Here is a 23,938-nt window from a genome sequence, read left to right on the forward strand (position 1 = left end):
GCGGCAAAGGAGACAGATCCCATGCCGCTGACGCGTGACGACGACATTGCCGCCCTGCTGCGCCAGACCCGGACCATCGCCATGGTCGGCGCCTCCGACAAGCCTCACCGCGACAGCAACCGCGTCATGGCCTGGCTTATCGAGCAGGGCTATCGCGTCCTGCCGGTCAATCCGCGCATCACCGGCCAACATGTCCATGGCGAATATGTCTGGCGCGAACTGGACCAGATCGACGTGCCCATCGACATGGTCGATTGCTTCGTGAACTCCAGCCTCGTCGGCGCGGTCGTCGACCAGGCCATCCTCGCCGGCGCCAAGTCGATCTGGATGCAGCTGGGCGTCGTGGACGAGGCCGCCGCCGCGCGCGCCGAGGCGGCCGGGCTGAAGGTCGTCATGAACCGCTGTCCCAAGATCGAGATCCCGAGGCTCGGTATCGCGCCGGTCACGCAGGACGGTTAGGCCGGCCGAACGCTCGACGTCGACGGACGAAAAAAGGGGCGCCCGGATGAGCGCCCCTTTGCTCGCCTGCCCCCTTGGCAAGTTTCAGCGCATGCCTACCGGCCGTGCCTCGCGCGACCACATCACGAAGGTGCGGGTGCGATGGCCATTTCCATGCTCCATGAGAAATTCATTGGGGCGGCCCTGCGGGTCGTAACCGATGATCGCGCCCCAGTCGGCATAGGCATTGAGTACCGCCTGCGGATGCGGCTGGCCCACGGTGCGGAATTGGAGATCCTTGTTGGGCCGCCCGCCGCCACCGCGTCCCGGCTTTGTCGGCTCTTCGGGCTGGCTGCTGTGGTAGGTGGCGTGCCCGGCGCCATACATGGCGTCGGTGCGCAGTACGGTATAGTCTTTCGATGTGGGAATGAGATTGGTGGGATTTGGCCCAATTTCGAATTGGCCATCGCCATCGACATCGGACGTATAGTCCATGCAGCTACCCTTGTTTGGATTGTCGAAGGTCACGTCGAGATGGTCGAGCCCGAAGGCATGGCCGAGTTCGTGGCAGGCGACATAGACCCGCTCGTTGGGATCGGCGTAAGAGGCGCTGTCGTAAAAGGTGTCGTTGAACTGTACGGTCAGCTTGGTGAAATGACCGAGCGCGTCAGAGGAGGCGGTCGCCACGCCGAGCCACCCTCCCTGCTTGAAGCCATAACTGTCCGAACAGACGATGAGCTTGCCGGTCACCGCGCCGCATTTGCGAGTGTTGATCGAGGGGTTTTCCGTGACCGTCCCGATCCCGCCGGGCATGTCGATCGCCACGTCCCATTTGTCGAGCGCGGCGGCCAGTTCGCTCACCCACCAGGCGCGCTGGAAATTATATTCGACCTCGAGCGCATAGTCGCCGACGAAGCCGGCACCGGCATTGTCATGGTGGAAATTCGACCATTGCTGGGTCTGTGCTTCGTCATCCCACTGTGCGGCAGCAGGCGTCGCAGCGAGGCCGAGTACATACAGGCCCGCCGTAAATTTCATGAATGTGCGCATGTTCGTCCCCTCTTCCCCAAAAGGTGCGGACGACTCCGACGGGTGTCCCCCGCGAGGCGATCAATGTCTAATCTATGTTAAGTTGAGTCAAGCTTTGGCCTGATCAGCCCACCGCCACCGTCATCTCGGGGACAAGCAGCGTGGGCGCATCGACGCCCTTGCGGAGCTCAAGGTCGCTCCCCGGTTCGAGGCTGGCGAACATGTCCTTGAGGTTCGACGCGATGGTCGCGCCCGAGGCCGGGCCGACGATCTCGCCATTTTCCACGTAGAAGCCTGCCGCGCCGCGCGAATAATCGCCGGTGACGGGATTGACGCCCTGCCCGATCAGCTCGGTGACGAGGAGGCAGCGCGGATGGGCGGCGAGCAATTGCTCGCGGCTGCGCGTGCCCGCCTCGATCCAGAAATTGCTCGGCCCCGCGCCCGGCGCGCCGCCGGGGCCGCGAATGGCGTGGCCGGTCGGCGCGATGCCGAGCTGGCGCGCGGGCGCGCTGGCGGCAAACCAGCTTTTCAGCACGCCGTCCTCGATGATGTTCATGCGCTTCACCGGGAGCCCCTCGCCATCGAAGCCGTGGCTCCTGAGGCCGCGCCGACGCAGCGGGTCGTCGACGATGGTCACGCCGGGCGCGAAGATGCGCTCACCCATCCGGTCCTGGAGGAAGGAGGAGCGCCGCGCCACCGCGCTCCCCGACAAGGCGCTCGACAGGTGGCTCAACAGGCTGGTTGCGACGCGCGGGTCGAACAGCACCGCCATCTTGCCGCCCTCGAACTTCATCGGCGACAGCCGCGCCGCCGCTCGCTCGCCGGCGCGCGCACCGATCGCGGCGGCCTCTTCGAGATCGTCGAGATAGCGCGCCGAATGATAGGCATAGTCGCGCTCGCTCCCGCCTTCGGCGGCGGCGATGACCGCGACCGAACAGCCGTGACCCGAGGAGCGGAAGGCGGCATCGACCCCATGACTGGTGGCCAGCGCGAACAGGCTCGTGGAGGCCGACGCACTCGCGCCCGAACTGTTCTTCACCTTGTCGATCGCCAGCGCCGCCGCCTCGCAGGCGAGCGCGCGCTCCCTGAGCGCCTCGGGCGAGGGCTCCTCGGCATCTTCGTAAAGATCAAGGTCGGGCGCAGGGCCGCGCATCAGCAGGTCCTCGGGCGCGAGGCCCGCATATTCGTCCTCGCTCGCCGCGCGCGCCATGGCGACCGCGCGGCTGGCCAGTCCCGCCAATCCTTCGTCGCTCAAGTCGGAGGAAGAGACGCTCGCCACCTTCTGGCCGAGGAAGACGCGCAAGCCGAGCTTCTCGCCTTCGGAGCGCTGCACATCCTCGAGCGCGCCCATGCGCACCTCGACGCTCGACGACCCCGAGGCGACCAGCGCGGCATCGGCGGCGCTGGCACCGGCCTTCATGGCGAGATCGACGGCTTGGGCGGTGGCCGCTCGGGCCTGATCGAGGTTACGCATGGGGCACGCGCTTAAGCCCTCAGGCGCCGCGCGACAAGCCGACGGTGAGACAGGCGAGCGCCAGCAGCAGTCCGGCGATACGGTTCGACCTGAAGAGCATCAATGCGCCCGTTCCGTCCTCTGCATCGACCTTGAGCGCTTGCCAGCCGAGATGGAGCGCGGCCGGCGCCAGTGCGATGAGGGCGATCCAAGTCGGCTTGAGCTGCCACAGCGCGGCGCTCCACAGGGCAAGGGCGAGGAGGTAGCACAGTGCCACGCCGCCCTTCACCCGCGCGCCCAACGCTCGCGCGCTGCTGCGGACCCCGACGAGCCTATCGTCTTCCACGTCCTGAATGGCGTAAATGGTGTCGTAGCCGATGACCCAGAAAACGCAGCCGCCCCACAGGAGGAGGCCGGGCAGCGCCAGGCTTCCCCATGCCGCCGTCCAGCCGACCAGCGCGCCCCAGCTGAACACCAAGCCGAGCCACGCCTGCGGCCACCAGGTGATGCGCTTCATGAAGGGATAGGCGGCGACCAGCACCAGGCTCGCCAGCGCCACCAGCGCGGCGGCGAGCGGCAATTGCACCAGCACCAGCAGCCCGACGAGGCACAGCGCGATCGTCAGCGCCCAAGCCTGACGCAGCGAAATGCGCCCGCTCGCCAGCGGCCGCGCGCGCGTGCGCTCGACCCGCGCGTCGAGATCGCGGTCGACGATATCGTTATAGGCGCAGCCCGCCGAGCGCATGGCAAAGGCGCCGAGCAGGAACCAGAAAAGGAGGTCCCAGCGCCCCGCGACCCCGCCGAGCCCCAGTCCGGCAAGGCAGGGCCAGTAAAGCAACCACGTCCCGATCGGGCGATCGAGCCGCATCAGCGCGGCATAGGGACGCCAGCTGGCGGGAAGCGCGCCGATAAGGCCGCGGCGTTCGCTGTCGGGGACGGTTTCCATCGCCTGCCCGCATGGCGCGACCGGGCGCTGCCGGTCAAGCGTTGGACGCCGCCAGCGAAAAGGCGTAGGTTCGTTCCCGACCATCTCGGCCTTAAGGAGACGTCCCCATGTTTCGCCTTGCCCTGAGCCTCGTCCTGCTACCCGCCAGCTTCGTCATCCTGCCCGCCGCCGCTGCCGCGCAGGACGAGGAACAACCGCAAGCCATGCCAGGCGAGGAAGCGATGGGGATGGGCGAGGAAGGCGAAGGCCCGCAGGCGATCCGCGTCGAACAACTGATGAATGGCGGCGAAGAGGAAGGCGGCCCGCAGATGCTGCGGGTACGCGAGCGGCTGCTCGATCGGCGCTTGCAATCCACCCTCACCACCCCTGCGCCGGAGAGCGATGACTGCGCCATTCGCGGTGCCTCGACCCTGTGCAGCGATGGCGCGGCGCAGATCGACCCGCCCTCGCTCCAGCTCGACACCGCCCCGCCCGACGTCCAGCCGGCAGTGCGACAGCCCAAGCTGCGCGTCGTGCTGCCGCCGGGCAGCGACCTCTAGGAAGAACGGAACCGCCGCCGGAAGCTTGTGCGCGTCTCGCGCCAGCGCTGGCGCAGGCTCTTGCGGCTCATCGGTTCGAACATGTCGTCGGTACTTTCGGGATCGCCCAATTCGTGCTCGGCGATGAAATTCTCCGCGCCCGACAATTCCTCGATGGCGAGCGGCGACAGCGTCTTGTCCTGCCCCCGCAGCGCTTCGATCGTGGCGATCAGCCCGCGATTGTCGGCTTCGGCCTGTTCGACGGCCTCGAGATCGACCCCCAGATGCTCGGCCATGAGGTCGCGGCGCAGATCGGTAATCGTCTTCTCGAACCCTCGCCCGGCATTTTGCGGCAGTCCGCAATCGACGATCACGTCGCACTCGCTGTCCAGCCCCATCGAACGGTTGTTGAGGTTGGCCGAGCCGACGCGCAGGAAGCGGTCGTCGATCACCGCCACCTTGGCATGGACATAGATGTCGGTGCCCGCCGCATTGACCGGGACATAGATGCGGAAATTCTCGCCGCCGGGTGAATTCTGGATCGTCTGCATCAGCTTCTGCCGAGTGCCGTCCATCGCCACCGCCTCGAGCCAGCCATCGGCGGTGCGCGGCATGACCAGCACGATCTCGGGCGGATCGTCCGCCGACAGCCGCGTGCAGATGGCCGCCGCGATCTTGGGCGAGGTAAAATATTGGTTCTCGATATAGGCGAAGCGCTCGCACTTCTCGATCATGTCGATGACCAGCGCCTCATTCTCGCGCACTTCCTCCACATCGTCATATTCGGCGCGGGTGCGGGCGATGGCGACGTCGACGTCCTTGAAATGCGGGTCGAGGTCCTCGGGCCAATCGTCCTCGGCCTCGCGGACGGGATCGAGATCGGCGGTGGTCGCCACCTTCCACCGTTCGCGCCCGAGGTCGCCGAGCGCCCCGGCGATGTCCCCGCGCAGCAGCATCGTGACATCGTGCCACGGGTCGTAGGGCTTGCCATTGGGCGTGGTGCGGCATTCGTCGTCGGGCTTGTGGTCGCGCGTGTCCCAGCGCCGCATGGCGATATCGATGCCCCCGCAGGCCGCAAGGCTCTCGTCGATCACGACGATCTTCTGATGATGGCTGCAACCCTTGGGATGCGAGCTGTCGAACTTGAGGTTGATCGGCTTGGCGATCCACCAGCGGAACAGCCAATAGGTGGCGCGGATCGACAGGAATTGTTTGAGCGCGCCGAAATTCCACTTGAGGATATCGATCTGGCGCTCGGGCTTCTCGCGCGCCAGTTCGAGGAAGAAATGCCCGAGGCTCGAATGATAGCTGCCCTCCCGGTCGGGGGCGAGGCTGATGCGCGTGTCGAAGTCCCAGCCGACGATGAAGATGCGCTCTTTGGCGCGCTGCATCGCCTCGGCGATGATGTGATAATAGTCGGCGGCATCGACGATCATGCGCGCCTCGGTGGCCCGCTCGATCCGCCAGCAATTGCGCCCCACCGCGACGATCGGTTGCATCTCGTTACTCACACGTCACTAAAGACGCGGGCTATCGCTGCGTTCCATCGCGCAGTAGAAAGTCCGCCATGCCCGCTACCCCCGCCTGGCCGCCCGAGAGCCTGCCCCGCCTCTTTGTCACGACGCCGCTCGCCGAGGGAGCCGAGTTCGAGCTTGAAAAATCGCAGGCTCATTATGTCGGCACGGTGATGCGGCGAACGGTCGGCGATGCGCTGCTGCTGTTCGACGGCGCGAGCGGCGAATGGCGCGGCGAGGTCGTGGAGGCGGGCAAGAAGCGCGTGCGGTTGCGCGTCACCGGGCAGGCCCGTCCGCAGGAAGCGCCGACCGGCCTCACGCTGGCCTTCGCACCGATCAAGAAGCAGCGCATCGACTTCCTCGTCGAAAAGGCGGTCGAACTGGGGGTGGAGACATTGCAGCCGATCCTCACCCAGCGCACCATCGCGGGGCGCGTCGGGGAGGACCGGATCCGTGCGCATATCGTCGAGGCGGCCGAGCAATGCGGCCGCACCGCCATCGCCCAGCTGAAGGAACCGATGCGGCTGAAAAAGTGGCTGATCGAGCGGGAACGCGTCCCGCTCTATTTCGCCGACGAGAATGGCGGCGCGCCCGCGCTGTCGAGCTTCAAGCCTGCCCCTGCCACCATCCTCATCGGCCCCGAGGGTGGCTTTACCGACGAGGAGCGCAGCATGATCCGCGCCGAGGAAGGGGCGGTCGCGATCAGCCTTGGGCCCCGCATCCTGCGCGCCGAGACGGCGGCGCTCGCGGCGGTCGCGGCCTATATGGCGAGCGCCGGGGACTGGAGCGAATAGTGGCTGTTCGCCACCTTTATGCTGCGCTAGGGCGAGCGATATGACGACGCGCACCGACCTCAGCGAAAGCCCGACCATCGAGAGCCGCGAGGATCTGCTCAGCCTCTTCTCGGGCGGGGAGAAGCCGGCCGGCGACTGGCGCATCGGCACCGAGCATGAAAAATTCGTCTATCGGGTCGAGGATCACCGCGCGCCGAGCTGGGAAGAGAATGGCGGCATCCGCGACCTCCTTTCCGCGCTCACCGAGTTCGGCTGGCAGCCGGTCATCGAGGGCGGCAAGCTCATCGCGCTGACCGGCGCTGACGGTACCGTCAGCCTCGAACCCTCGGGCCAATTGGAACTGTCGGGCGCCGCATTGGAGCATCTCCACCAGACCTGCGCCGAGGCGGGCCGCCACCTCAAACAGGTGAAGGCGGTCGGCGAGAAACTCGGCCTCGGCTTCCTCGGCCTCGGCATGTGGCCCGACAAGCGCCGCGACGATCTGTCGTGGATGCCCAAGGCGCGCTACGGCATCATGCGTCGCTACATGCCCACCGTCGGCAGCCTCGGGCTCGACATGATGCAGCGCACCTGCACCATCCAGGTCAATCTCGACTATTCCAGCGAAGCCGACATGGTGAAGAAATTCCGCGTCGGCCTCGCGCTCCAGCCGGTCGCCACCGCGCTGTTCGCCAATTCGCCCTTCACCGAGGGCAAGCCCAACGGCTTCCTGTCGTTCCGCTCGCACATCTGGACCGACACCGATGCCGACCGCACCGGCATGCTACCATTCGTGTTCGAAGACGGCTTCGGCTATGAACGCTGGTGCGACTATGCGCTCGATGTGCCGATGTATTTCGTCTTTCGCGATGGTCATTATCACGACGTCGCGGGCAAGAGCTTTCGCGACTTTCTCGACGGCAGGCTCGAAGGGCTCGAGGGCGAGAAGCCGACCCGCGCCGACTGGACCGATCATCTCTCGACGATCTTCCCCGAGGTGCGCCTCAAGAGCTTCCTCGAGATGCGCGGCGCCGATGGCGGCCCGTGGAACCGCATCTGCGCCCTGCCCGCCCTGTGGGTCGGCCTGCTCTACGACGCGCCCACGCTCGATGCCGCCTGGGACATGTGCAAGGACTGGACCCTCGAGGAGCGCGAACAGCTGCGCGCCGACGTCCCCAAGCTCGGGCTCAAGACCCCCGTTCCCGGCGGCGGCACCATGCAGGATCTCGCGACGCGCGTCGTCGATCTCGCCCATCAAGGCCTCCGCGCCCGCGCCCGCCTCAATGGCGCAGGCGATGACGAAACCGGTTTCCTCGATCCGCTGCGCGACATCCTCGCGCGCCGCCAGACCCCGGCGGACCAGCTGCTCGCCTGCTATCATGGTGAATGGAACGGCTCGGTCGACCCCGTCTACGGCGACCAGAGCTTCTGACTTTTCTGCCGGAAAAACGGTGCGTGTCGGCCACGCGACATGAAAATTTCACATCGCTTTCCAAGAGCAATTGACTCCTGAGCATGCTCCTCTAAACGGCCCGAGGCATCGGGACCGGCGCGGGGGCCGGACCCTATAACCCTCTGAGATGAGGATGATTTCCGATGCGCCGACTTCACACCATGCTTTCGCTTTCCGCGCTGGCCACCGCCACCGCGCTGACCGCCACGCCTGCCGCCGCGCAGGTCACCGGTGATAATGACACGATGCTCCAGGATGCCGAGGAAGGCATCGGCGTCATCGTCATCACCGCGCAGCGCCGCGAGGAAAACCTCCAGGACGTGCCGATCTCGGTCGCGACCGTGGGCGATGAAACGCTCGCCGCGATCAACGCGGGCGGTGCCGACATTCGTGGCCTTGCCGGCCGCGTGCCCAGCCTCAACATCGAAAGCAGCTTCGGCCGCACCTTCCCGCGCTTCTACATCCGCGGGCTCGGCAACACCGACTTCGACTTGAACGCCTCGCAGCCGGTCAGCCTCGTCTATGACGAGGTCGTCCTCGAAAACCCGATCCTCAAGGGCTTCCCGGTGTTCGACCTCGACCGCGTCGAAGTGCTGCGCGGCCCGCAGGGCACGCTGTTCGGCCGCAACACGCCGGCCGGCATCGTCAAGTTCGACACGGTGAAGCCGGGCTTTGCCGCCGACAATTACGCCAAGGCGAGCTGGGGCAGCTACAACAGCATCACCGCCGAAACCGGCGTCGGCACCATGCTCAACGACGTCGCCTCGATCCGCGTCTCGGCGCTCTATCAGCATCGCGACGACTGGATCGACAATATCGACGCGCCGGGCGACGATAATCTCGAAGGCTATGACGACATCGCCGCGCGCGTGCAGTTCCTGCTCGAGCCGACCGACGAATTGTCGCTCCGCGTCACCGGCCAGTATCGCAAACAGGAAGGCTCGGCCCGCATCTTCCGCGCCAACCTGTTCGAAACCGGTTCGAACGACCTCGTCGGCGTGGACGGCGGCGAATTCGTGCGCTCGGAAATCCGCGCCGACGGCCTCAACTTCCAGGAACTGGAAAACGCCAATCTGTCGGCGCACATGAGCTTTGATGCGGGCGTCGTCACGCTCTACTCGATCACCAGCTACTGGGGCGGCGAGCTCGAGAGCCGCGGCGACATCGACGGCGGCTTCGGTGCCTCCTTCCTTCCCGAAATGGGCCCGGGCTTCATTCCCTTCCCCGCGCAGAGCCAGGACAATATCCCCTCGCTCAACCAGTTCACCCAGGAACTGCGCGTTGCCTCCAACAATGACGGCGGCCTCGGCTACCAGATGGGCCTGTTCTACATGAACGAGAAGCTCGACATCGAGAGCTTCGACTTCTCCAATCCGACCGACACCACCCCGGCAGCCATCGTCAACCAGCGCCAGGAAGCCGAAGCCTTCGGCGCCTTCGCCAGCTTCACCTACGACACCGACACTGGCCTCACGCTCCAGGCCGGCGGTCGTTACAATATCGACGACAAGACGCTGTTTGCCGAACGCGAATTCGACACTCGTCCCGGCTTCGTCGGCGGCGGCCCGGTCGAGGGCATGACGCTCGACGCTTCGGACCAGGTCTTCACCTGGGACGCCAGCGCGCTCTACGAGGTGAATGACAGCGTCAACCTCTTCGCCCGCGTCGCCAAGGGCTATCGCGCCCCCAGCCTTCAGGGTCGCATCCTGTTCGACCGCGACATGTCGCGCGCCGAGAGCGAGACGACCATGAGCTATGAGGCCGGCATCAAGACCAGCATGCGCAACGTCATGTTCAACCTCACCGGCTATCTCTTCACCACCGATGATCTCCAACTGTCGGCGGTCGGCGGCGGCACCAACGCCAACCTGCTGCTGAATGCCGACCAGGTCGATGGCGCGGGGGTCGAGGCCGAACTGATGGCGCGCCCGATGCGTGGCCTCACGCTGACGGCTGGCGTCTCCTACAACTCGGCCAAGATCGATGATCCCGACCTCGTCGTGGAAACCTGCGCGGCGGCCTGCACCGTTCTCGACCCGGCCTTTGCCGAGGCCGCGCCGTTCCAGCCGGCCATCGTCTATATCGACGGCAACCAGCTGCCGCAGGCGCCCGAATGGACCGCCAACTGGACGCTCGGCTACGAGCATCCGATCACGGCGGACGGCGACCTCTACATCTTCACCGACTGGTACTATCGCTCGAAGATCAACTTCTTCCTCTACGAGAGCGTCGAATTCAACGACGATCACCTCCTCGAGGGCGGTCTTCGCATCGGCTACAAGACCGACGCCTATGACGTCGCGCTGTTCGCCCGCAACATCCTCGACGATGCCTCGGCGGTGGGCGGCATCGACTTCAACAACCTTACCGGTTTCGTCAACGAGCCGCGCATCCTCGGCGCGGAAGTCGGCGTGAACTTCTAAGCGAGCCAAACATTCGCTAGGCAATCGGGGCGGGTCCTTCGGGGCTCGCCCTTTTTGTTGGGAGAATGTGATGACGAAGCGCCGTACCCTCTATCCGATCGTCGAGCCTTACGAGAGCGGGCATATGGACGTCGGCGATGGTCATTCCATCTATTATGAGCGCGTCGGCACGCCGGGCGCCAAGCCCGCCGTCTTCCTCCATGGCGGCCCCGGCGGCGGCATCAGCCCCTCGCATCGCGGCCAGTGGAACCCAGAAAAATATGACGTCCTGCTGTTCGAACAGCGTGGCTGCGGACGCTCCACCCCCTTCGCCAGCCTCGAGAACAACACGACGCAGGACCTCATCTCGGACATCGAAAAGCTCCGGACATACTGCGGCCATGACAAGTGGCAGGTGTTCGGCGGCAGCTGGGGCTCGACGCTGAGCCTCGCTTATGCCGAGGCGCATCCCGAGCGGGCGACCGAGATCATCCTGCGCGGCATCTTCTTCGGCGAGGATTATGAATATGGCTGGCTGTTCAAATATGGCGCCAGTGAGATCTATCCCGACGAGTTCGACCGCTTCCTCTCGGTGCTGCCGCCAGAGGGCCGCGATGATCCCATCACCGCCTTCCACCACATCCTGACGGGCGATGACGAGGCGAAGAAGCTCGAGGCCGCGCGCGCCTGGTCGCGCTGGGAGGCGGTGACCGTCACCCTGCTCCCCAATGACGATGTCATGGCGCATATGCAGGACGCCGACCAGGCCATCGCCATGGCCCGCATCGAGAACCATTATATGCGCCACCACTGCTTCCTCGAGGAAGGCCAGATCCTGCGCGACGTGCATAAGATCCGCCACATCCCGGGCGTGATCGTGCAGGGCCGCCACGACAGCTGCACCCCGCCGCGCTCGGCATGGGAGCTCAAGAAAGCCTGGCCCGAGGTCGATCTCCAGATCGTCCCCGACGGCAGCCACAATTATGCCGAGCCCGGCATCCTCGACGGCCTCATCCGCGCCACTGACCGGTTCGCGGACCAATGAACGTCGGCGCCTCCGTCGCGACGACCGCTGCGACCAATGCCGCCATCATGGCGGCGGCCCAGCAGAAGAAGCTGCTCGACGCGCTGGACGAGGCGGGTGCGCTGCGGCCTGCCGATGCCATCGCGCTCGGCGGCGAGGATGGCTGCGATGCGCGCACGATCAAGCTGATGCACAAAGGCGGTTTCATCGGCCGCACCGCGGGCGGGCATTATTATCTCACCGCCAAAGGGATCGAGCGCCAGCAGGCCAAGCCGCCGAGCGCGGGCAAGGTGCTGCTCGTGATCGGCGGCGTGCTGTTGGTCGCGCTCGGCGTCATCGGGCTCGCGCTCGTCTTTGATTAAACGTCATCCCAGCGACGTCAGAGGTCAGGGAGAGCCTGTGTGGCCGCGCCCCAATCGTCGAGCCCCTCTGCATGGCGCAGCAGTCTCGCGAGATCGCCGACATGCCAGTCGTGGCCGCTCGTCGCTGACGCCAGTTCGTCCCACGTCACCGGCACCGCCACCGGCGCGCCTTCGCGGGCACGCGCCGAATAGGGCATCACCGCCGTCGCGCCGCGCTGGTTGCGCAGCCAGTCGAGAAAGATTTTTCCGCCGCGCTTGTTCTTGCGGATATTGGCGGTGAACTGCTCGGGCTTGTCCTGCGCCAGCGCCCGCGCGAAGCGTTCGGCGAAGCTTTTGACGGCGGGCCACTGCGCGCTGCCATCGAGCGGCGCGACGACGTGCACGCCCTTGCCCCCTGTCAGCATCGTCCAACTTTCCAGCCCCATGTCCTTCAGGATATCGCGCACGGTCACTGCCGCCGCCTTGACCGCCGCGAAATCGAGCCCCTCGTCGGGATCCAGGTCGAACACCAGCCGATCGGGCGCTTCCAGCGCATCGTTCCGACTTCCCCAGCCATGGAATTCGATCGTCCCCATCTGCGCGCATTGGACCAGCCCCTTGGCCTCCTCGACCCACAGATAGTCCTCGGTGCCGCCGTCCTTCTCCTCGATCGGCACGCCATGCACCGCATCGCCCAGCGCCTCATGCCCGTGCTTCTGGAAGAAACAGGCTTTCGCCCGCCCCTGCGGACAGCGCACCAGCGTCAGCGGGCGCCTGCCTGCATGGTCGAGCAGCAGCGAGCCGATGGCGGCATAATAGTCCGCGAGCTGTCCCTTGGTGACGCGGGCCTGCGGGAAGACCATCCGATCCGCGCTCGTCACCTTCACCCCCATGCTGGCCGCGGTGGGGAGCGCCAGTTCGCGCTTCACTTGGCCAGCGGGCTTGTCACCGCGCAGCCCGAGGAAGCTCGGATGGCGCAGCGTGCCCGCGCTCGTGAATTCGGCAAAGGCGATCTCGGCGACCAGATTGGGTGTCACCCAATGCGCCGCCTTCGCCTCGCCCTTCGGCACCTCGAGCGGCGGCGTCTTGCGCGCCAATCGTTCGAGCTTCTTCTTCAGCGCGACCATCGTCTCATGGTCGAACCCGGTGCCGACCTTGCCCGCATAGCGCAGCCCGTCCGCCTCGTTCACCGCCAGCAGCAGCGAGCGGAAAGGCCGCGCCCTCTTGTCGCTCTCTGCCCAACCGACGATCACGAATTCCTGCCGGTTGACGCATTTGACCTTGAGCCAGTCGCGCGTGCGGCGGTGGCGATAGGGCGCCTCGGCACGCTTGGCGATGATCCCCTCGCCGCCCTCTCGGCACACCGCCTCGAGCATTGCCTCGCCCCCGCCCGCGACATGCTCGGCATAGAAGAGCGGGCTTTCCGCCCCCTCCAGCAGCGCCTCCAGCCGCGCCTTGCGCTCGAGGTTGGTGAGGCCCGTGAGGTCCTCGCCCCTTTCCTCGACGAGGTCGAAGGCGAAGAAGATGATATCCTTGCCGCCATCCTTCTTCAGCGCGCGCTGGAGCGCCCCGAAGTCGGGCTGGCCGTTACTGCCCAGCACCACCGCCTCGCCATCGACGAGACAGCCCTTGGGAAACTGCTTGCGCGCCGCCGCGACCAATCCCGCAAACTTGTCCGACCAATCCTTGCCATTTTTGGTCCACGCCCGGACGGCTTTCGGGCCCGCGCCCGTATCGAGCAGCAGCCGATAGCCGTCATATTTATATTCGAAGATCCATTCCCCGCGCGTGGGAACATGGTCGCTCAACGTCGCCTTCTGCGGCGCGCGGTAGCTCAAGAGGCCTTCTTCTTCGCCGCCGCCTTCTTCTTCGGGGCCGCCTTCTTCTTCGCCTTGCCCTCATCGAGGCTCGCTTTCAGCGCCGCCATCAGGTCGACGACGTTGCTGCCCTGCGGACGCTCCTCGCCCAGCGTCGCATCCCCGATCACACGCTTGCCCTTGGCCTTGACCTTCTTGTCGATGAGGTCGCGCAGCGCCTCGACATAGCGATCCTCGAACTTGCCCGCATCGAAGGGCGCACTCTTCTTGTCGATCAGGCTGGTGGCGAGTTCGAGCAGCTCCTTGTCGGGCTTGTCGTCGCAAATCTCGCGAAAATAGCTCTCGGCTTTCCGAAGCTCTTCCTCGTAGCGCAACGTCTCGAGGATGAGCCCGCGCCCGCACGGCTTCACGCTCACCACATATTCGCGCCCGCGCATGGCGAGCTGGCCGATGCCGACCTTCTTCGCCTGCTTCAAGGCATCGCGCAACACGATGAAGGCGTCCTCTGCCAGCTCGTCCTGCGGCACCACGAAATAGGGCTTCTCGAAATAGATGGCGTCGATCTCGCCCTGTTCGACGAACTGGATCAACTCCAATGTCCGCTTGCTCTCCAGCTTGACCGCTTCCACTTCCTCGGGCTCCAAGAGCACATATTCGCCCTTATCGACCTCATAGCCCTTGACGATCTCGTCGCGGTCGACCGGGCCGATGCCCGGCACCACCTTCTCGTAGCGCACGCGCTGGCCCGAGGGTTCGTGGACCTGGTGAAAGCTCACCGTGCTGCCCGACTTGGTGGCGGGATAGATTTCGACGGGGATGGCGACGAGCGCGAGGCGGATCTGGCCTTTCCAACTGGCACGGGCGGGCATGGGACGCTTCCTTTCGAGAAGCTCAAAGCGCCGACGCCCCCCGCCGTTCCCGATTGACCCCGCGCCCCTGCCTTGGCTAAGAGCCTCGCTCGCGCCGGTTCGCGGGTATAGTTCAACGGTAGAACACTAGCCTTCCAAGCTAGATATACGGGTTCGATTCCCGTTACCCGCTCCAGCGCGCCATTGGCGGTTGACAGGCGGCGCGACACGCGCCAAATGCGCCGCCACTGCCTTGCATCTGTGTGGACAGGTGGCCGAGTGGTTAAAGGCAGCAGACTGTAAATCTGCCCGCGCAAGCGTACGCTGGTTCGAATCCAGCCCTGTCCACCACCCCCCTTTTTTCCACCGACATCATCGGCTTGTCGCCCGGCTGCGCCGCGCTATGGTCGGCCCCGCAAGGGGGTCGCGTTCATGGTGCGTGCAACAGTCGTCGGACTCATCCTATATGTCATCGCCCTGTCGGCGTGCGGGCGCGAGGAACCGCCCATCATCGCGCCCGAGGATCGCGGCGTCATCATCCCCATCGAGGTGGACGGCACCTTGCTCCATGTGCCCAAGATCTGGGCGCAGGGCGACCGTCGCTCGCCGCGCCCCTGGCCCAATGGCGTGACGCTCGTCAGCGGCGGCTGGGGAGCGAGCGAACCACGGCTCGGCCCGATCGCGATCGCCGACACCCTGCCGCCCGGCACCGCCTATCGGTTCGACAGCAGCGGCCAGCAAAATCGCCCCGGCAATCCCGATCCCTTCTTCGCGCTGGCCTTCACCTTCGAATTCGCCCTGCCCCTGCCCGAACGCACCTGGTGGGGTGGCACCCGCGCGGCCGACCCCATTGCCTTCGGCTCGGACATGATGCGCCTTCGCTATCGCGCGCCTGTCGAGGTCACGGTCCCGCCCTATGTCGCCATGCTCGAGGGGCTGACCCCCGAACACGGCGCCATCGTCGGCTAGGGCTGGCGCGAGGTCGAGCGCGACATGGAAGGGCGGACGGTGCGGCTACGCTTCGACGCGGCCGATTGGATGGCCAGGGGAGGCCCCCTCCCGCGCCGCCTCGCCGCGAGCGTCTCCTCCAACCTCTGGTCGCATTATGTGGCGCATGCGGTGCCGGGTTGGGAGGCGCATTTCGATAGCCAGAACCTGCCCATCACCGCCTGGCGCGCCCAATATGATACGGCTGACGACCTCTTCGTCTGGCTGCGCACCGCGCCCGAAGCGCGCGATGGCGAGCGGCGGTTCGGCTGGTTCGTGGACCCCAGCCATCGACCGAACCGATAAAGGCGATGAGAGCGGGAGCGGGAACGCGAAGGTCGTTACGCAGTAGGAAGGATCCATCGAAGCAGCCCTTTTCCCGCAGGATGGTTAATTCCGATAAGTAGCAATTTTCTCGACTTTCCATTAGTCCGATCGGGTAAAACAACTTTTAGAGATACCGTCTTAGGTCCATGCCTCAGAGATGATACACGCCTCCGCGACCCCGGATCATGATCGGCTCGATCGACTGTCCCGTCTTTCCGATGGGCAGCGCGAGTGCCTGCGTTTGGTCGCGGCGCATCACAACTCCAAGGAAATCGCGGCCAAGCTCGACATCTCGCCCCATACCGTGGACCAGCGCATCCGCATCGCGCTCCAGACATTGGGCGTGTCGCGCCGCCAGGAAGCCGCGCGCCTGCTCGCCGAACATGAAGCGCGCCCCGGCGAGGACCCCTATCAACGCTTGATACGTCAATCCCCGCACATTCCCGAACCGCCCGCCACGCCGCAATCAGAAGCGGCGATCGGCAATCAGATTCGGCACGTCGATCGTGCAGGGAGTTCCGGGGAGGTGTCCCGGTCCAATACCGAGCAGGACCGCTCGCCAAGCCGGTTCTCCCTGCCATTGCCGTTTGCCACGCGGCAGCAGCCCCGCAACGAAATGGGGATCGGCATGCGCCTGCTGTGGATCGTGCTCATCGCCATGGGCGCGACCTTTGCGGCAGGCATGTACATGGCCGGGCTGGAAAGTCTCGCCCGGTTCCTGTCGAGCTGATCGCTCCTTCGTTCGCATCGGGCCACGCTGGCCGCGACCAAGGAGTTTTTCACCATGCGCAAGCACGCCATTGAAACCGCCGCCTTCGACGTCGCCACCCAGGTCCGCGAGGTCGAGGACCAGATCGAGGCCGCGCTCGCCGCCATCGCCGAGCTGCAAGGCCGAATGATCCACGCCCGCGCCGTGGCGCGCATCGCCACCGCGACCGGCCACGAAGCCTTCGAGGAAGTCGCGTCCAGCATTTCGGCGCTGGTCACCGCGCGGGGCGGCATGGCCAAGGCGCACATGATCCTCAAGGACACGCAGGGCCTGGTGCCGGGGCTTCGCGCCACCGGTTTCGGCGAAATGGCCGAATGCCCCGAGAGCGGGTCGGCCGACCTTCGCGTCGTGGCCTGACCCTAGCGAAAGGATTGACCGGGTCGCGCCACGGTGCGACCCGGCATTGCCAAGATGCTATCACCACTCGCCTACACCCTGATCCTGCTCGCGATTTGCGGCTATGCCTTTGTCGCAGGCGGGCGTGACGAAAAAGTCGTGGCCGCCGTCTCGGTCATCGCCTCGGTCGCCAGCTTGCTCGTCATCCAGCCGCTCGACCAGCGTTACGACGGCATCGAAGTCGGCGTGATGGCGGTCGATCTCTTCGTACTGGTCGCCTTCACCGCCATCGCGCTCCGGTCCGAGCGCTTCTGGCCGCTGTGGGTTGCCGGGCTCCAGCTTACCACCAGCTTCTCGCACGCCGCCAAGGCCGCCAATATCACCCTCCTCCCGCAGGCCTATGCTGCCGCCGCGCGCTTCTGGGTCTATCCGATCCTGCTCATCCTGCTCGTCGCGACGATCCGGCACACCTTGCGTATGCGGCACGCTGCCGAGGGCTGGCAGGCGCCGCAGCCAAGTCGCTAGCCGGGCCGGGACGGGGGCGTTATGACCACCCCCATGTTCAATCCGCTCGTCGCCGCGCTCATCGATGCGCTTGCCGATCCCGTGATCCTCGTCGAGGGACAACGGCTGATGGCGATCAACCGCGCCGCGCGCGACCAGTTCGGCTTTCGCCTCGCCAATTCGGATATTCGCCTCGCCATCCGCCACCCGCGCGTGCTCGCCGCCATCACGGCCGCCGAGCGCGCCAGCCTCGAGGTCGAAGGCCTCGGCCGCGCCGACCAGCCGTGGTTGGTCGAGGTGACACCGATCGACGATGATGTGGTCATGGTCCGCATGATCGACCGCGCCGCCCAGCGCGCCGCCGAGAAGATGCGGGTAGATTTCGTCGCCAATGCGAGCCACGAATTGCGCACGCCTTTGGCGGGCATTCTCGGCTATGCCGAGACGCTCGCCGAAGACGGCGCGATGGACGAGCCGACGCGCCGCAACTTCGCGCGCACGATCGAATCCGAGGCCAAGCGCATGCTTCGCATCGTCACCGACCTCATGGCGCTTTCGCGGATCGAGGCCGACCGCTTCGTCCTGCCGCGCACGCAGATCGACTTCGCCGCGCTCATCAGGAAGGCGGTCGAGGACAATGAAGCGCTCGCCGAGCGCCGCGCCTGCGTCATCGCCACCGACATCGAACCCGACATCCCCGCCGTGCGCGGCGACGAAGCACAGCTCCTCCAGCTCGCCGACAATCTCATCGGCAATGCGATCCGCTATGGCTGCGGCGAGGATTGCGAGAAGATCACCGTGACGGTGCGCCGTTCGGGCCGCGATCGCCTCCGCCTCGCGGTGGCCGACAAGGGCCCCGGCATCGCGCCCGAGCATTTGCCCCGCCTGACCGAGCGCTTCTACCGCGTCGATGCCGCGCGCAGCCGCAATTCGGGCGGCACGGGCCTCGGGCTCGCGATCGTCAAGCATATCGCTGAGCGGCATCGCGGCACGCTCAACATCGCCTCGGCGCTCGGCACCGGCACGACCATCACCGTCGACCTGCCGATCGCGCGCTGACGCCCCACTCCTGCGGCATTGTCTTCAAACGACCCGACCCGAGTCATCATATTGTCATGCCGCGGTCACACAGGCTGCCACACAACACCCTATTCGCCCGATCAGCATGATGGGCCACGGGGGCCCGAAATGGGGAGATACACCATGAAGAAAATGCTTTTGGGCGCCTCGCTTGCCGCCCTTCTCACCGCTTGTGGCTCGAACGGCGATTCGGGCGCCAGCAGCGAAATCCAGATTGTCGGTTCCTCGACCGTCTATCCGTTCACGACCGCGGTCGCCGAAAGCTTCCAGCGCGCCAATCCGGGCGTCAGCGTCCTCGTCGAATCGACCGGCACCGGCGGCGGCATGAAGCTGTTCTGCGAAGGCCTCGGGCAGGACTTCCCCGACATGGTCAACGCCTCGCGCCGCATGAAAACGAGCGAATTCGAAAGCTGTCAGGCTGCGGGCGTCACCGAGATCGTCGAATTGGCGATCGGTATCGACGGCCTTACCCTCATCCATGCCGCGGGCGATGAAGAACTCTCGCTGACCAGCGAGCAGGTTTATCGCGCGCTTGCCGCCAACCCCTATGGCAAGGAACAGACGGCGACCAAATGGTCGGACATCGACCCCTCGCTTCCCGACGCGCAGATCCTCGTCTACGGCCCGCCGCCCACCTCGGGCACGCGCGACAGCTTCGTCGAGCTCGTCATGGAAGTCGGGTGCGACAACGACGCCGCCTGGGAAGGCTCGGACATGGACGACGACGCCAAGGATGTCGCCTGCACCAAGATGCGCGAAGACGGCGCCTTCGTCGAAGCCGGCGAGAACGACAACCTGCTCGTCCAGAAGGTCTCGGGCGAACCGGGTGCGCTCGGCATCCTCGGCTACAGCTTCCTCGATGCCAATGCCGACAAGGTGAAGGCCGTTGCGCTCGATGGCGTGACCCCCAATCCCGAGAGCATCTCGAGCCTCGAATATCCGGCCGCTCGCCTGCTCTATGTCTACGCCAAGAAGCAGCACGTCGCCGCCAAGCCCGCGCTCGGCGACTTCATCGCCGCTTACAAGGATGCGTGGCAGCCCGGCGGCCTGCTGTCGAACCGCGGCCTCGTCGCCCTCGGCGATGAACAGCGTGCCGGTTCGGATGCGACGGTCGACAACATGACCGTCCTCGACGGCAGCTCGCTTTAAGCGAGCCAGACAAGGACAGACGGTAGCATTCGATGAGCTTGCTTGTTGCAATGATGTTGATCCTGGTGATGGCGGCAGCGGCTGCCATCACCGCCCGTTCGCGCGTCACGGCCCTGCGCCGTGGCGGCGAGCGGCTGCACAGCCTGCCAGGCTATCACGGCATCTACGTCTTCCTGTGGAGCGCGGTCCCCGCGCTTTTCCTGCTGGCCATCTGGAGCGTGGTGCAGGGCGGCCTCGTCGAACAGGCCGTCCTCGCCTCGCCCGCGGGCCAGGCGCTTCCCGATTTCGATCTCCAGCGCAACGCCATCCTGTCGGAGGCGCGCGCCATCGCCAGCGGCGCACAGACCAGCGGTTTCTATCCGCAGTCGGAAGCGCTCGCCCCGCTCTTCGCCGAGGCCAACAGCCGCTATGGCTGGATGGGTGCCGGCCTTGCCTTTACCGCCTTTCTCGTCGGTGCCTTCTTCGCGATGCGCCGCATCGGCGTCTCCTTCCGCGCGCGCACCGGTGTCGAGCGCTGGATGATGTGGGTGCTGGTCGGCGCCTCGATGATCGCCATCTTCACCACGCTCGGCATCGTCCTCAGCCTCGTCTTCGAGACCTTCCTCTTCTTCCAGAAGGTCAATCCGCTCGAATTCCTGTTCGGCACCCAATGGTCGCCGCAGACCGCGATCCGCGCCGACCAGGCTGGCTCCTCTGGCGCCTTCGGCTCGGTGCCGCTGTTCTGGGGCACCATCTTCATCGGCGCGATCATCGCCATGATCGTGGCGATTCCGCTCGGCCTCATGAGCGCGATCTTCCTCACCCAATATGCCCATGCCCGGGTGCGCGCCTGGCTCAAGCCGATCCTTGAGATTCTCGCCGGCGTGCCGACCGTGGTCTACGGCTATTTCGCCGCGCTGACCGTCGCCCCCGCGATCCGCAGCCTCGGCGTCACCCTCGGCCTGCCCGCCAGCAGCGAGAGCGCGCTCGCGGCGGGTCTCGTCATGGGCATCATGATCATCCCCTTCGTCTCCTCGATGGCCGACGACAGCATCGCCGCCGTCCCGCAGGCGATGAATGACGGCAGCCTCGCATTGGGCGCGACGCGGTCGGAGACGATCAAGAAGGTCATCTTCCCCGCCGCCCTGCCGGGCATCGTCGGCGGCATCCTCCTCGCGGTCAGCCGCGCCATCGGCGAGACGATGATCGTCGTCATGGCCGCCGGCCTTGCCGCCAATCTCACCGCCAATCCCTTCGCCTCGGTGACCACCGTGACGGTGCAGATCGTCCAGTTGCTCACCGGCGACCAGGAATTCGACAGCGCCAAGACGCTCGCCGCCTTCGCGCTCGGCCTCGTCCTTTTCTTCATCACGCTGCTGCTCAACCTCTATGCGCTGCGCGTGGTCCGCAAATATCGTGAAGCATATGAATAGTCCCGTGGAAGCCACCCAGCCGTCCAAGCGCTGGACCAGCGAGGCGATGCAAAAACGCGTCGCCGCCCGCTATGCCGCCGAAAGGCGTTTCAGGCTGTTCGGCCTCACCGCGGTCGGCATCTCCGTCGCCTTCCTGTTGTTCCTGCTCGTCACCATGGCGGTGAACGGCCTGTCGGGCTTTACCCGCACCGAGGCGCCGCTCACCGTCGACCTGTCGTTCACCGAGGCCCCGCGCGAGACCAGCGGCACCCGCGCCCAGCGCGTCGGCCAGCTGCTCGCCGACGGCTCGATCGCGACCCTCGTCAACGACGCGACGACCCGCCAATATGGCGAGGACGCCCGCCGCCTGTTCGCCGATGGCGCGGTGATCGAGGTCGCCGAGATGCTGGTCGACGATCCCGACATGGCGGGGACGACGCCCACGCTCTCGCTTCCCGTTTCGTCCGAGGTCGACCTCGCCGCCAAGGGCGAAGGCTCCGAAGAAGGCGACCGTCTCGCCGCCATCGCACGCGAGCGCGGCGACCTGTCGCGCGGCTTCAACTGGACCTTCCTCACGGCATCCGATTCCACCGATCCATCCGCGGTCGGCGTCTGGGGGGCGCTCAAGGGCTCGATGCTGACCATCTTCGTGACGATGGCGCTGGCCTTCCCGATCGGCGTCCTGTCGGCGGTCTATCTCGAGGAATTCGCACCGCGCAATCGCTGGACCGACATGGTCGAGGTGTCGATCAACAACCTCGCCGCCGTGCCCTCGATCATTTTCGGCCTACTCGGCCTCGCGGTCTTTTTGAACGTCATGCACCTGCCGCGCTCGGCGCCGCTGGTGGGCGGCCTCACGCTCGCGCTCATGACCATGCCGGTCATCGTCATCGCGGGCCGCAACGCCATCAAGTCGGTGCCGCCCTCGATCCGCGATGCCGCCTTGGGCGTCGGCGCGAGCCGGATGCAGGTCGTGTTCCACCACGTCCTACCGCTCGCTTTGCCCGGCATCCTTACCGGCACCATCATCGGCATGGCGCGCGCGCTGGGCGAGACCGCCCCGCTGCTGCTCATCGGCATGCGCGCCTTCATCGCCTCGCCGCCGTCCGGCATCACCGACAAGGCAACCGTGCTGCCGATGCAGATTTTCCTCTGGTCCGATGAAGTCGATCGCGGCTTCGTCGAGAAAACCTCCGCCGCCATCATCGTGCTGCTGCTCTTCATGCTCGCGATGAACGCCCTCGCCATTTACCTGCGCAACCGCTTCGAGCGCCGCTGGTAGGAACGACATGATGAACGACACCACCACCCAAACCGCCGCGTCGGCCGACACGACCAAGACCCCCGCGCTGCCCAAGATGCGCGCCGAGGACGTCAACGTCTTCTATGGCGAGAAGCAGGCGATCAAGGACGTCTCGATCGAGATCTTCGACGACAAGGTCACCGCCTTCATCGGCCCCTCGGGCTGCGGCAAGTCGACCTTCCTGCGGACCTTGAACCGGATGAACGACACCATCCCCTCGGCGCGCGTCGAAGGGCTGATCGAACTGGACGGCGAGGACATCCATGCCCCCGCGATGGACGTCGTCCAGCTGCGCGCCCGCGTCGGCATGGTGTTCCAGAAGCCCAATCCCTTCCCCAAGTCCATTTACGAGAACATCGCCTACGGCCCGCGCATCCATGGCCTCACGACCAACAAGAGCGAGATGGACGAGATCGTCGAAAGCTCGCTGCGCCGCGCCGGGCTGTGGGACGAGGTGAAGGACCGCCTCGAGGAAAGCGGCACCGCGCTGTCGGGCGGCCAGCAGCAGCGCCTGTGCATCGCCCGCGCCATCGCGGTCGATCCCGAGGTGATCTTGATGGACGAGCCCTGCTCGGCATTGGACCCCATCGCCACCGCCAAGATCGAGGAGCTGATCCACGAACTGCGCGGGCGCTATGCCATCGCCATCGTCACCCACAACATGCAGCAGGCCGCGCGCGTGTCGCAGCGTACCGCCTTCTTCCACCTCGGCAATCTCGTCGAATATGGCGAGACCGGCCAGATCTTCACCAATCCGGTGCAGCAGCGCACGCAGGACTACATCACGGGGCGTTATGGTTGATCCCGACACCGGCGAATCGCTCATCGCGGCGCACACCATCAAGGCCTTCGACGAAGACCTCGACCAGCTGCGCGCGCTCATCAGCGAGATGGGCGGCCTTGCCGAACATCAGATCCGCGAGAGCATGCGCTGCCTTACGCAGCGCGATGTCGCGGGTGCCCGCGCGGTCATCGCTGCCGATGCCCGCATCGACGAGCTCGATCGCCAGACCGAACAGCGCGCGATCCAGACCATCGCCTTGCGCGCCCCCATGGCGGGCGACCTGCGCGACGTCGTCGCCGCGCTGAAGATCGCCACCGTGGTCGAGCGCATCGGTGATTATGCCAAGAATATCGCGCGCCGCGTCGAACAGCTCGAGACCGCGCCCGCGATGGAGCCGTTGAGCCTCATGCCTGAAATGGCGCGCATCGCCACCGAGATGGTGCATGACGTCCTCAATGCCTTCGTCGAGCGCGATGCCGAGACCGCGCTGCGCGTCGCGCGCCGCGACCAGGCGGTCGACGATTTCTACAATTCGATCTTCCGCACGCTGCTCACGCACATGATGGAAGACAGCCACAATATCGGCCACGCCACCCAGCTATTGTTCGTCGCCAAGCATCTCGAACGCATCGGCGACCATGCCACCAACATCGCCGAGATGGTCTATTATGCGGCCACCGGCGGAATGATGAGCGACAAGCTCGACCGCGACGACACCGTCTGAGCGGCTGAACGAAGGAGAGATCGTTCGA

24 protein-coding genes and 2 tRNA genes are annotated in these 23,938 nt (G+C 65.8%); 20 read left to right on the forward strand and 6 right to left on the reverse strand.

Annotated features, from left to right (window positions below; translation table 11 throughout):
• The first annotated feature begins 21 nt into the window (after nt 1-21).
• A complete protein-coding gene (locus tag NUW51_RS08175) occupies nt 22-459 on the forward strand; it encodes a CoA-binding protein (protein WP_265564512.1) in 438 nt (145 codons plus the stop codon).
• A gap of 84 nt (nt 460-543) precedes the next feature.
• On the opposite strand, the gene NUW51_RS08180 is transcribed toward NUW51_RS08175, so the two are convergent.
• The 3 genes from NUW51_RS08180 to ubiA form a co-directional block, all read right to left on the reverse strand.
• Nucleotides 544-1,476: a zinc metalloprotease gene (locus tag NUW51_RS08180; RefSeq protein WP_265564515.1), complete on the reverse strand. Its 933-nt coding sequence runs from the start codon at nt 1,474-1,476 to the stop codon at nt 544-546.
• A 115-nt stretch (nt 1,477-1,591) separates the two neighbouring features.
• Nucleotides 1,592-2,941 (reverse strand): TldD/PmbA family protein, encoded by a 1,350-nt coding sequence (locus tag NUW51_RS08185; RefSeq protein ID WP_265564517.1) that lies wholly within the window; start codon nt 2,939-2,941, stop codon nt 1,592-1,594.
• 19 nt (nt 2,942-2,960) lie between these two features.
• On the reverse strand, nt 2,961-3,866 hold the full coding sequence (gene ubiA, locus NUW51_RS08190; RefSeq protein ID WP_265564519.1) for a 4-hydroxybenzoate octaprenyltransferase: 906 nt from the start codon (nt 3,864-3,866) through the stop codon (nt 2,961-2,963).
• A 107-nt stretch (nt 3,867-3,973) separates the two neighbouring features.
• Between ubiA and NUW51_RS08195 the strand changes: the two genes are divergently transcribed.
• Entirely contained in the window at nt 3,974-4,405 is a 432-nt protein-coding gene (locus NUW51_RS08195) for a hypothetical protein (protein ID WP_265564520.1), read from the forward strand.
• On the opposite strand, the gene NUW51_RS08200 is transcribed toward NUW51_RS08195, so the two are convergent.
• A complete protein-coding gene (locus tag NUW51_RS08200) occupies nt 4,402-5,883 on the reverse strand; it encodes a phospholipase D-like domain-containing protein (RefSeq protein ID WP_265564522.1) in 1,482 nt (493 codons plus the stop codon). The two genes, NUW51_RS08195 and NUW51_RS08200, sit on opposite strands and share 4 nt — an antisense overlap.
• Nucleotides 5,884-5,951: 68 nt before the next feature.
• On the opposite strand from NUW51_RS08200, the gene NUW51_RS08205 reads away from it, so the two are divergent.
• From NUW51_RS08205 to NUW51_RS08225, 5 genes are all read left to right on the forward strand, one after another.
• Entirely contained in the window at nt 5,952-6,692 is a 741-nt protein-coding gene (locus NUW51_RS08205; RefSeq protein ID WP_265564525.1) for a 16S rRNA (uracil(1498)-N(3))-methyltransferase, read from the forward strand.
• 40 nt (nt 6,693-6,732) lie between these two features.
• Nucleotides 6,733-8,103, forward strand: coding sequence for a glutamate--cysteine ligase (locus NUW51_RS08210; protein ID WP_265564527.1), 1,371 nt, complete (start codon nt 6,733-6,735; stop codon nt 8,101-8,103).
• Nucleotides 8,104-8,267: 164 nt separating this feature from the next.
• Nucleotides 8,268-10,547, forward strand: coding sequence for a TonB-dependent receptor (locus tag NUW51_RS08215; RefSeq protein WP_265564529.1), 2,280 nt, complete (start codon nt 8,268-8,270; stop codon nt 10,545-10,547).
• 70 nt (nt 10,548-10,617) lie between these two features.
• Nucleotides 10,618-11,571, forward strand: a complete 954-nt coding sequence (gene pip / locus NUW51_RS08220; RefSeq protein ID WP_265564531.1) for a prolyl aminopeptidase — start codon at nt 10,618-10,620, stop codon at nt 11,569-11,571.
• Entirely contained in the window at nt 11,568-11,912 is a 345-nt protein-coding gene (locus NUW51_RS08225; RefSeq protein ID WP_265564534.1) for a hypothetical protein, read from the forward strand. The genes pip and NUW51_RS08225 overlap by 4 nt, the downstream gene beginning before the upstream one ends.
• Nucleotides 11,913-11,929: 17 nt before the next feature.
• Here the strand turns inward: NUW51_RS08225 and ligD are convergent, their stop codons facing one another.
• Together ligD and ku are read right to left on the reverse strand one after the other, a co-directional pair.
• Nucleotides 11,930-13,729 carry a DNA ligase D gene (gene ligD / locus NUW51_RS08230; RefSeq protein WP_265564536.1) on the reverse strand — a complete coding sequence of 600 codons (1,800 nt, stop codon included), beginning with the start codon at nt 13,727-13,729 and terminating at the stop codon, nt 11,930-11,932.
• Nucleotides 13,726-14,577 (reverse strand): non-homologous end joining protein Ku, encoded by an 852-nt coding sequence (ku, locus tag NUW51_RS08235; RefSeq protein ID WP_265564538.1) that lies wholly within the window; start codon nt 14,575-14,577, stop codon nt 13,726-13,728. Before ku ends, ligD begins: the two co-directional genes overlap by 4 nt.
• Nucleotides 14,578-14,678: 101 nt before the next feature.
• On the opposite strand from ku, the gene NUW51_RS08240 reads away from it, so the two are divergent.
• The 13 genes from NUW51_RS08240 (at nt 14,679) to phoU (ending at nt 23,910) form a co-directional block, all read left to right on the forward strand.
• Nucleotides 14,679-14,752: transfer RNA gene (locus NUW51_RS08240), tRNA-Gly, on the forward strand.
• A 69-nt stretch (nt 14,753-14,821) separates the two neighbouring features.
• Nucleotides 14,822-14,907 (forward strand) — tRNA-Tyr (locus tag NUW51_RS08245).
• A gap of 81 nt (nt 14,908-14,988) precedes the next feature.
• Nucleotides 14,989-15,525 (forward strand): hypothetical protein, encoded by a 537-nt coding sequence (locus NUW51_RS08250; protein ID WP_265564540.1) that lies wholly within the window; start codon nt 14,989-14,991, stop codon nt 15,523-15,525.
• A gap of 24 nt (nt 15,526-15,549) precedes the next feature.
• Nucleotides 15,550-15,849 (forward strand): hypothetical protein, encoded by a 300-nt coding sequence (locus NUW51_RS08255; protein ID WP_265564542.1) that lies wholly within the window; start codon nt 15,550-15,552, stop codon nt 15,847-15,849.
• Nucleotides 15,850-16,027: 178 nt separating this feature from the next.
• Nucleotides 16,028-16,600 carry a response regulator transcription factor gene (locus NUW51_RS08260; protein WP_265564543.1) on the forward strand — a complete coding sequence of 191 codons (573 nt, stop codon included), beginning with the start codon at nt 16,028-16,030 and terminating at the stop codon, nt 16,598-16,600.
• A gap of 54 nt (nt 16,601-16,654) precedes the next feature.
• The gene (locus NUW51_RS08265) at nt 16,655-16,996 is read left to right on the forward strand and encodes a hypothetical protein (RefSeq protein WP_265564546.1); all 342 of its coding nucleotides are present in this window, start codon (nt 16,655-16,657) and stop codon (nt 16,994-16,996) included.
• 54 nt (nt 16,997-17,050) lie between these two features.
• On the forward strand, nt 17,051-17,500 hold the full coding sequence (locus NUW51_RS08270; protein WP_265564547.1) for a hypothetical protein: 450 nt from the start codon (nt 17,051-17,053) through the stop codon (nt 17,498-17,500).
• Nucleotides 17,501-17,521: 21 nt separating this feature from the next.
• Nucleotides 17,522-18,538, forward strand: a complete 1,017-nt coding sequence (locus tag NUW51_RS08275) for a sensor histidine kinase (protein ID WP_265564549.1) — start codon at nt 17,522-17,524, stop codon at nt 18,536-18,538.
• 144 nt (nt 18,539-18,682) lie between these two features.
• A complete protein-coding gene (locus NUW51_RS08280) occupies nt 18,683-19,708 on the forward strand; it encodes a substrate-binding domain-containing protein (RefSeq protein ID WP_265564551.1) in 1,026 nt (341 codons plus the stop codon).
• A gap of 32 nt (nt 19,709-19,740) precedes the next feature.
• Nucleotides 19,741-21,120, forward strand: coding sequence for a phosphate ABC transporter permease subunit PstC (gene pstC, locus NUW51_RS08285; protein WP_265564553.1), 1,380 nt, complete (start codon nt 19,741-19,743; stop codon nt 21,118-21,120).
• Nucleotides 21,113-22,381 (forward strand): phosphate ABC transporter permease PstA, encoded by a 1,269-nt coding sequence (pstA, locus tag NUW51_RS08290; protein WP_265564555.1) that lies wholly within the window; start codon nt 21,113-21,115, stop codon nt 22,379-22,381. Before pstC ends, pstA begins: the two co-directional genes overlap by 8 nt.
• Nucleotides 22,382-22,391: 10 nt before the next feature.
• Nucleotides 22,392-23,204, forward strand: coding sequence for a phosphate ABC transporter ATP-binding protein PstB (gene pstB / locus NUW51_RS08295; RefSeq protein ID WP_322597085.1), 813 nt, complete (start codon nt 22,392-22,394; stop codon nt 23,202-23,204).
• Nucleotides 23,197-23,910: a phosphate signaling complex protein PhoU gene (phoU, locus tag NUW51_RS08300; protein ID WP_265587053.1), complete on the forward strand. Its 714-nt coding sequence runs from the start codon at nt 23,197-23,199 to the stop codon at nt 23,908-23,910. Before pstB ends, phoU begins: the two co-directional genes overlap by 8 nt.
• Nucleotides 23,911-23,938 lie beyond the last annotated feature (28 nt).

The sequence above is a fragment of the Sphingomicrobium arenosum genome, assembly GCF_026157085.1.
Lineage (GTDB): Bacteria > Pseudomonadota > Alphaproteobacteria > Sphingomonadales > Sphingomonadaceae > Sphingomicrobium > Sphingomicrobium arenosum.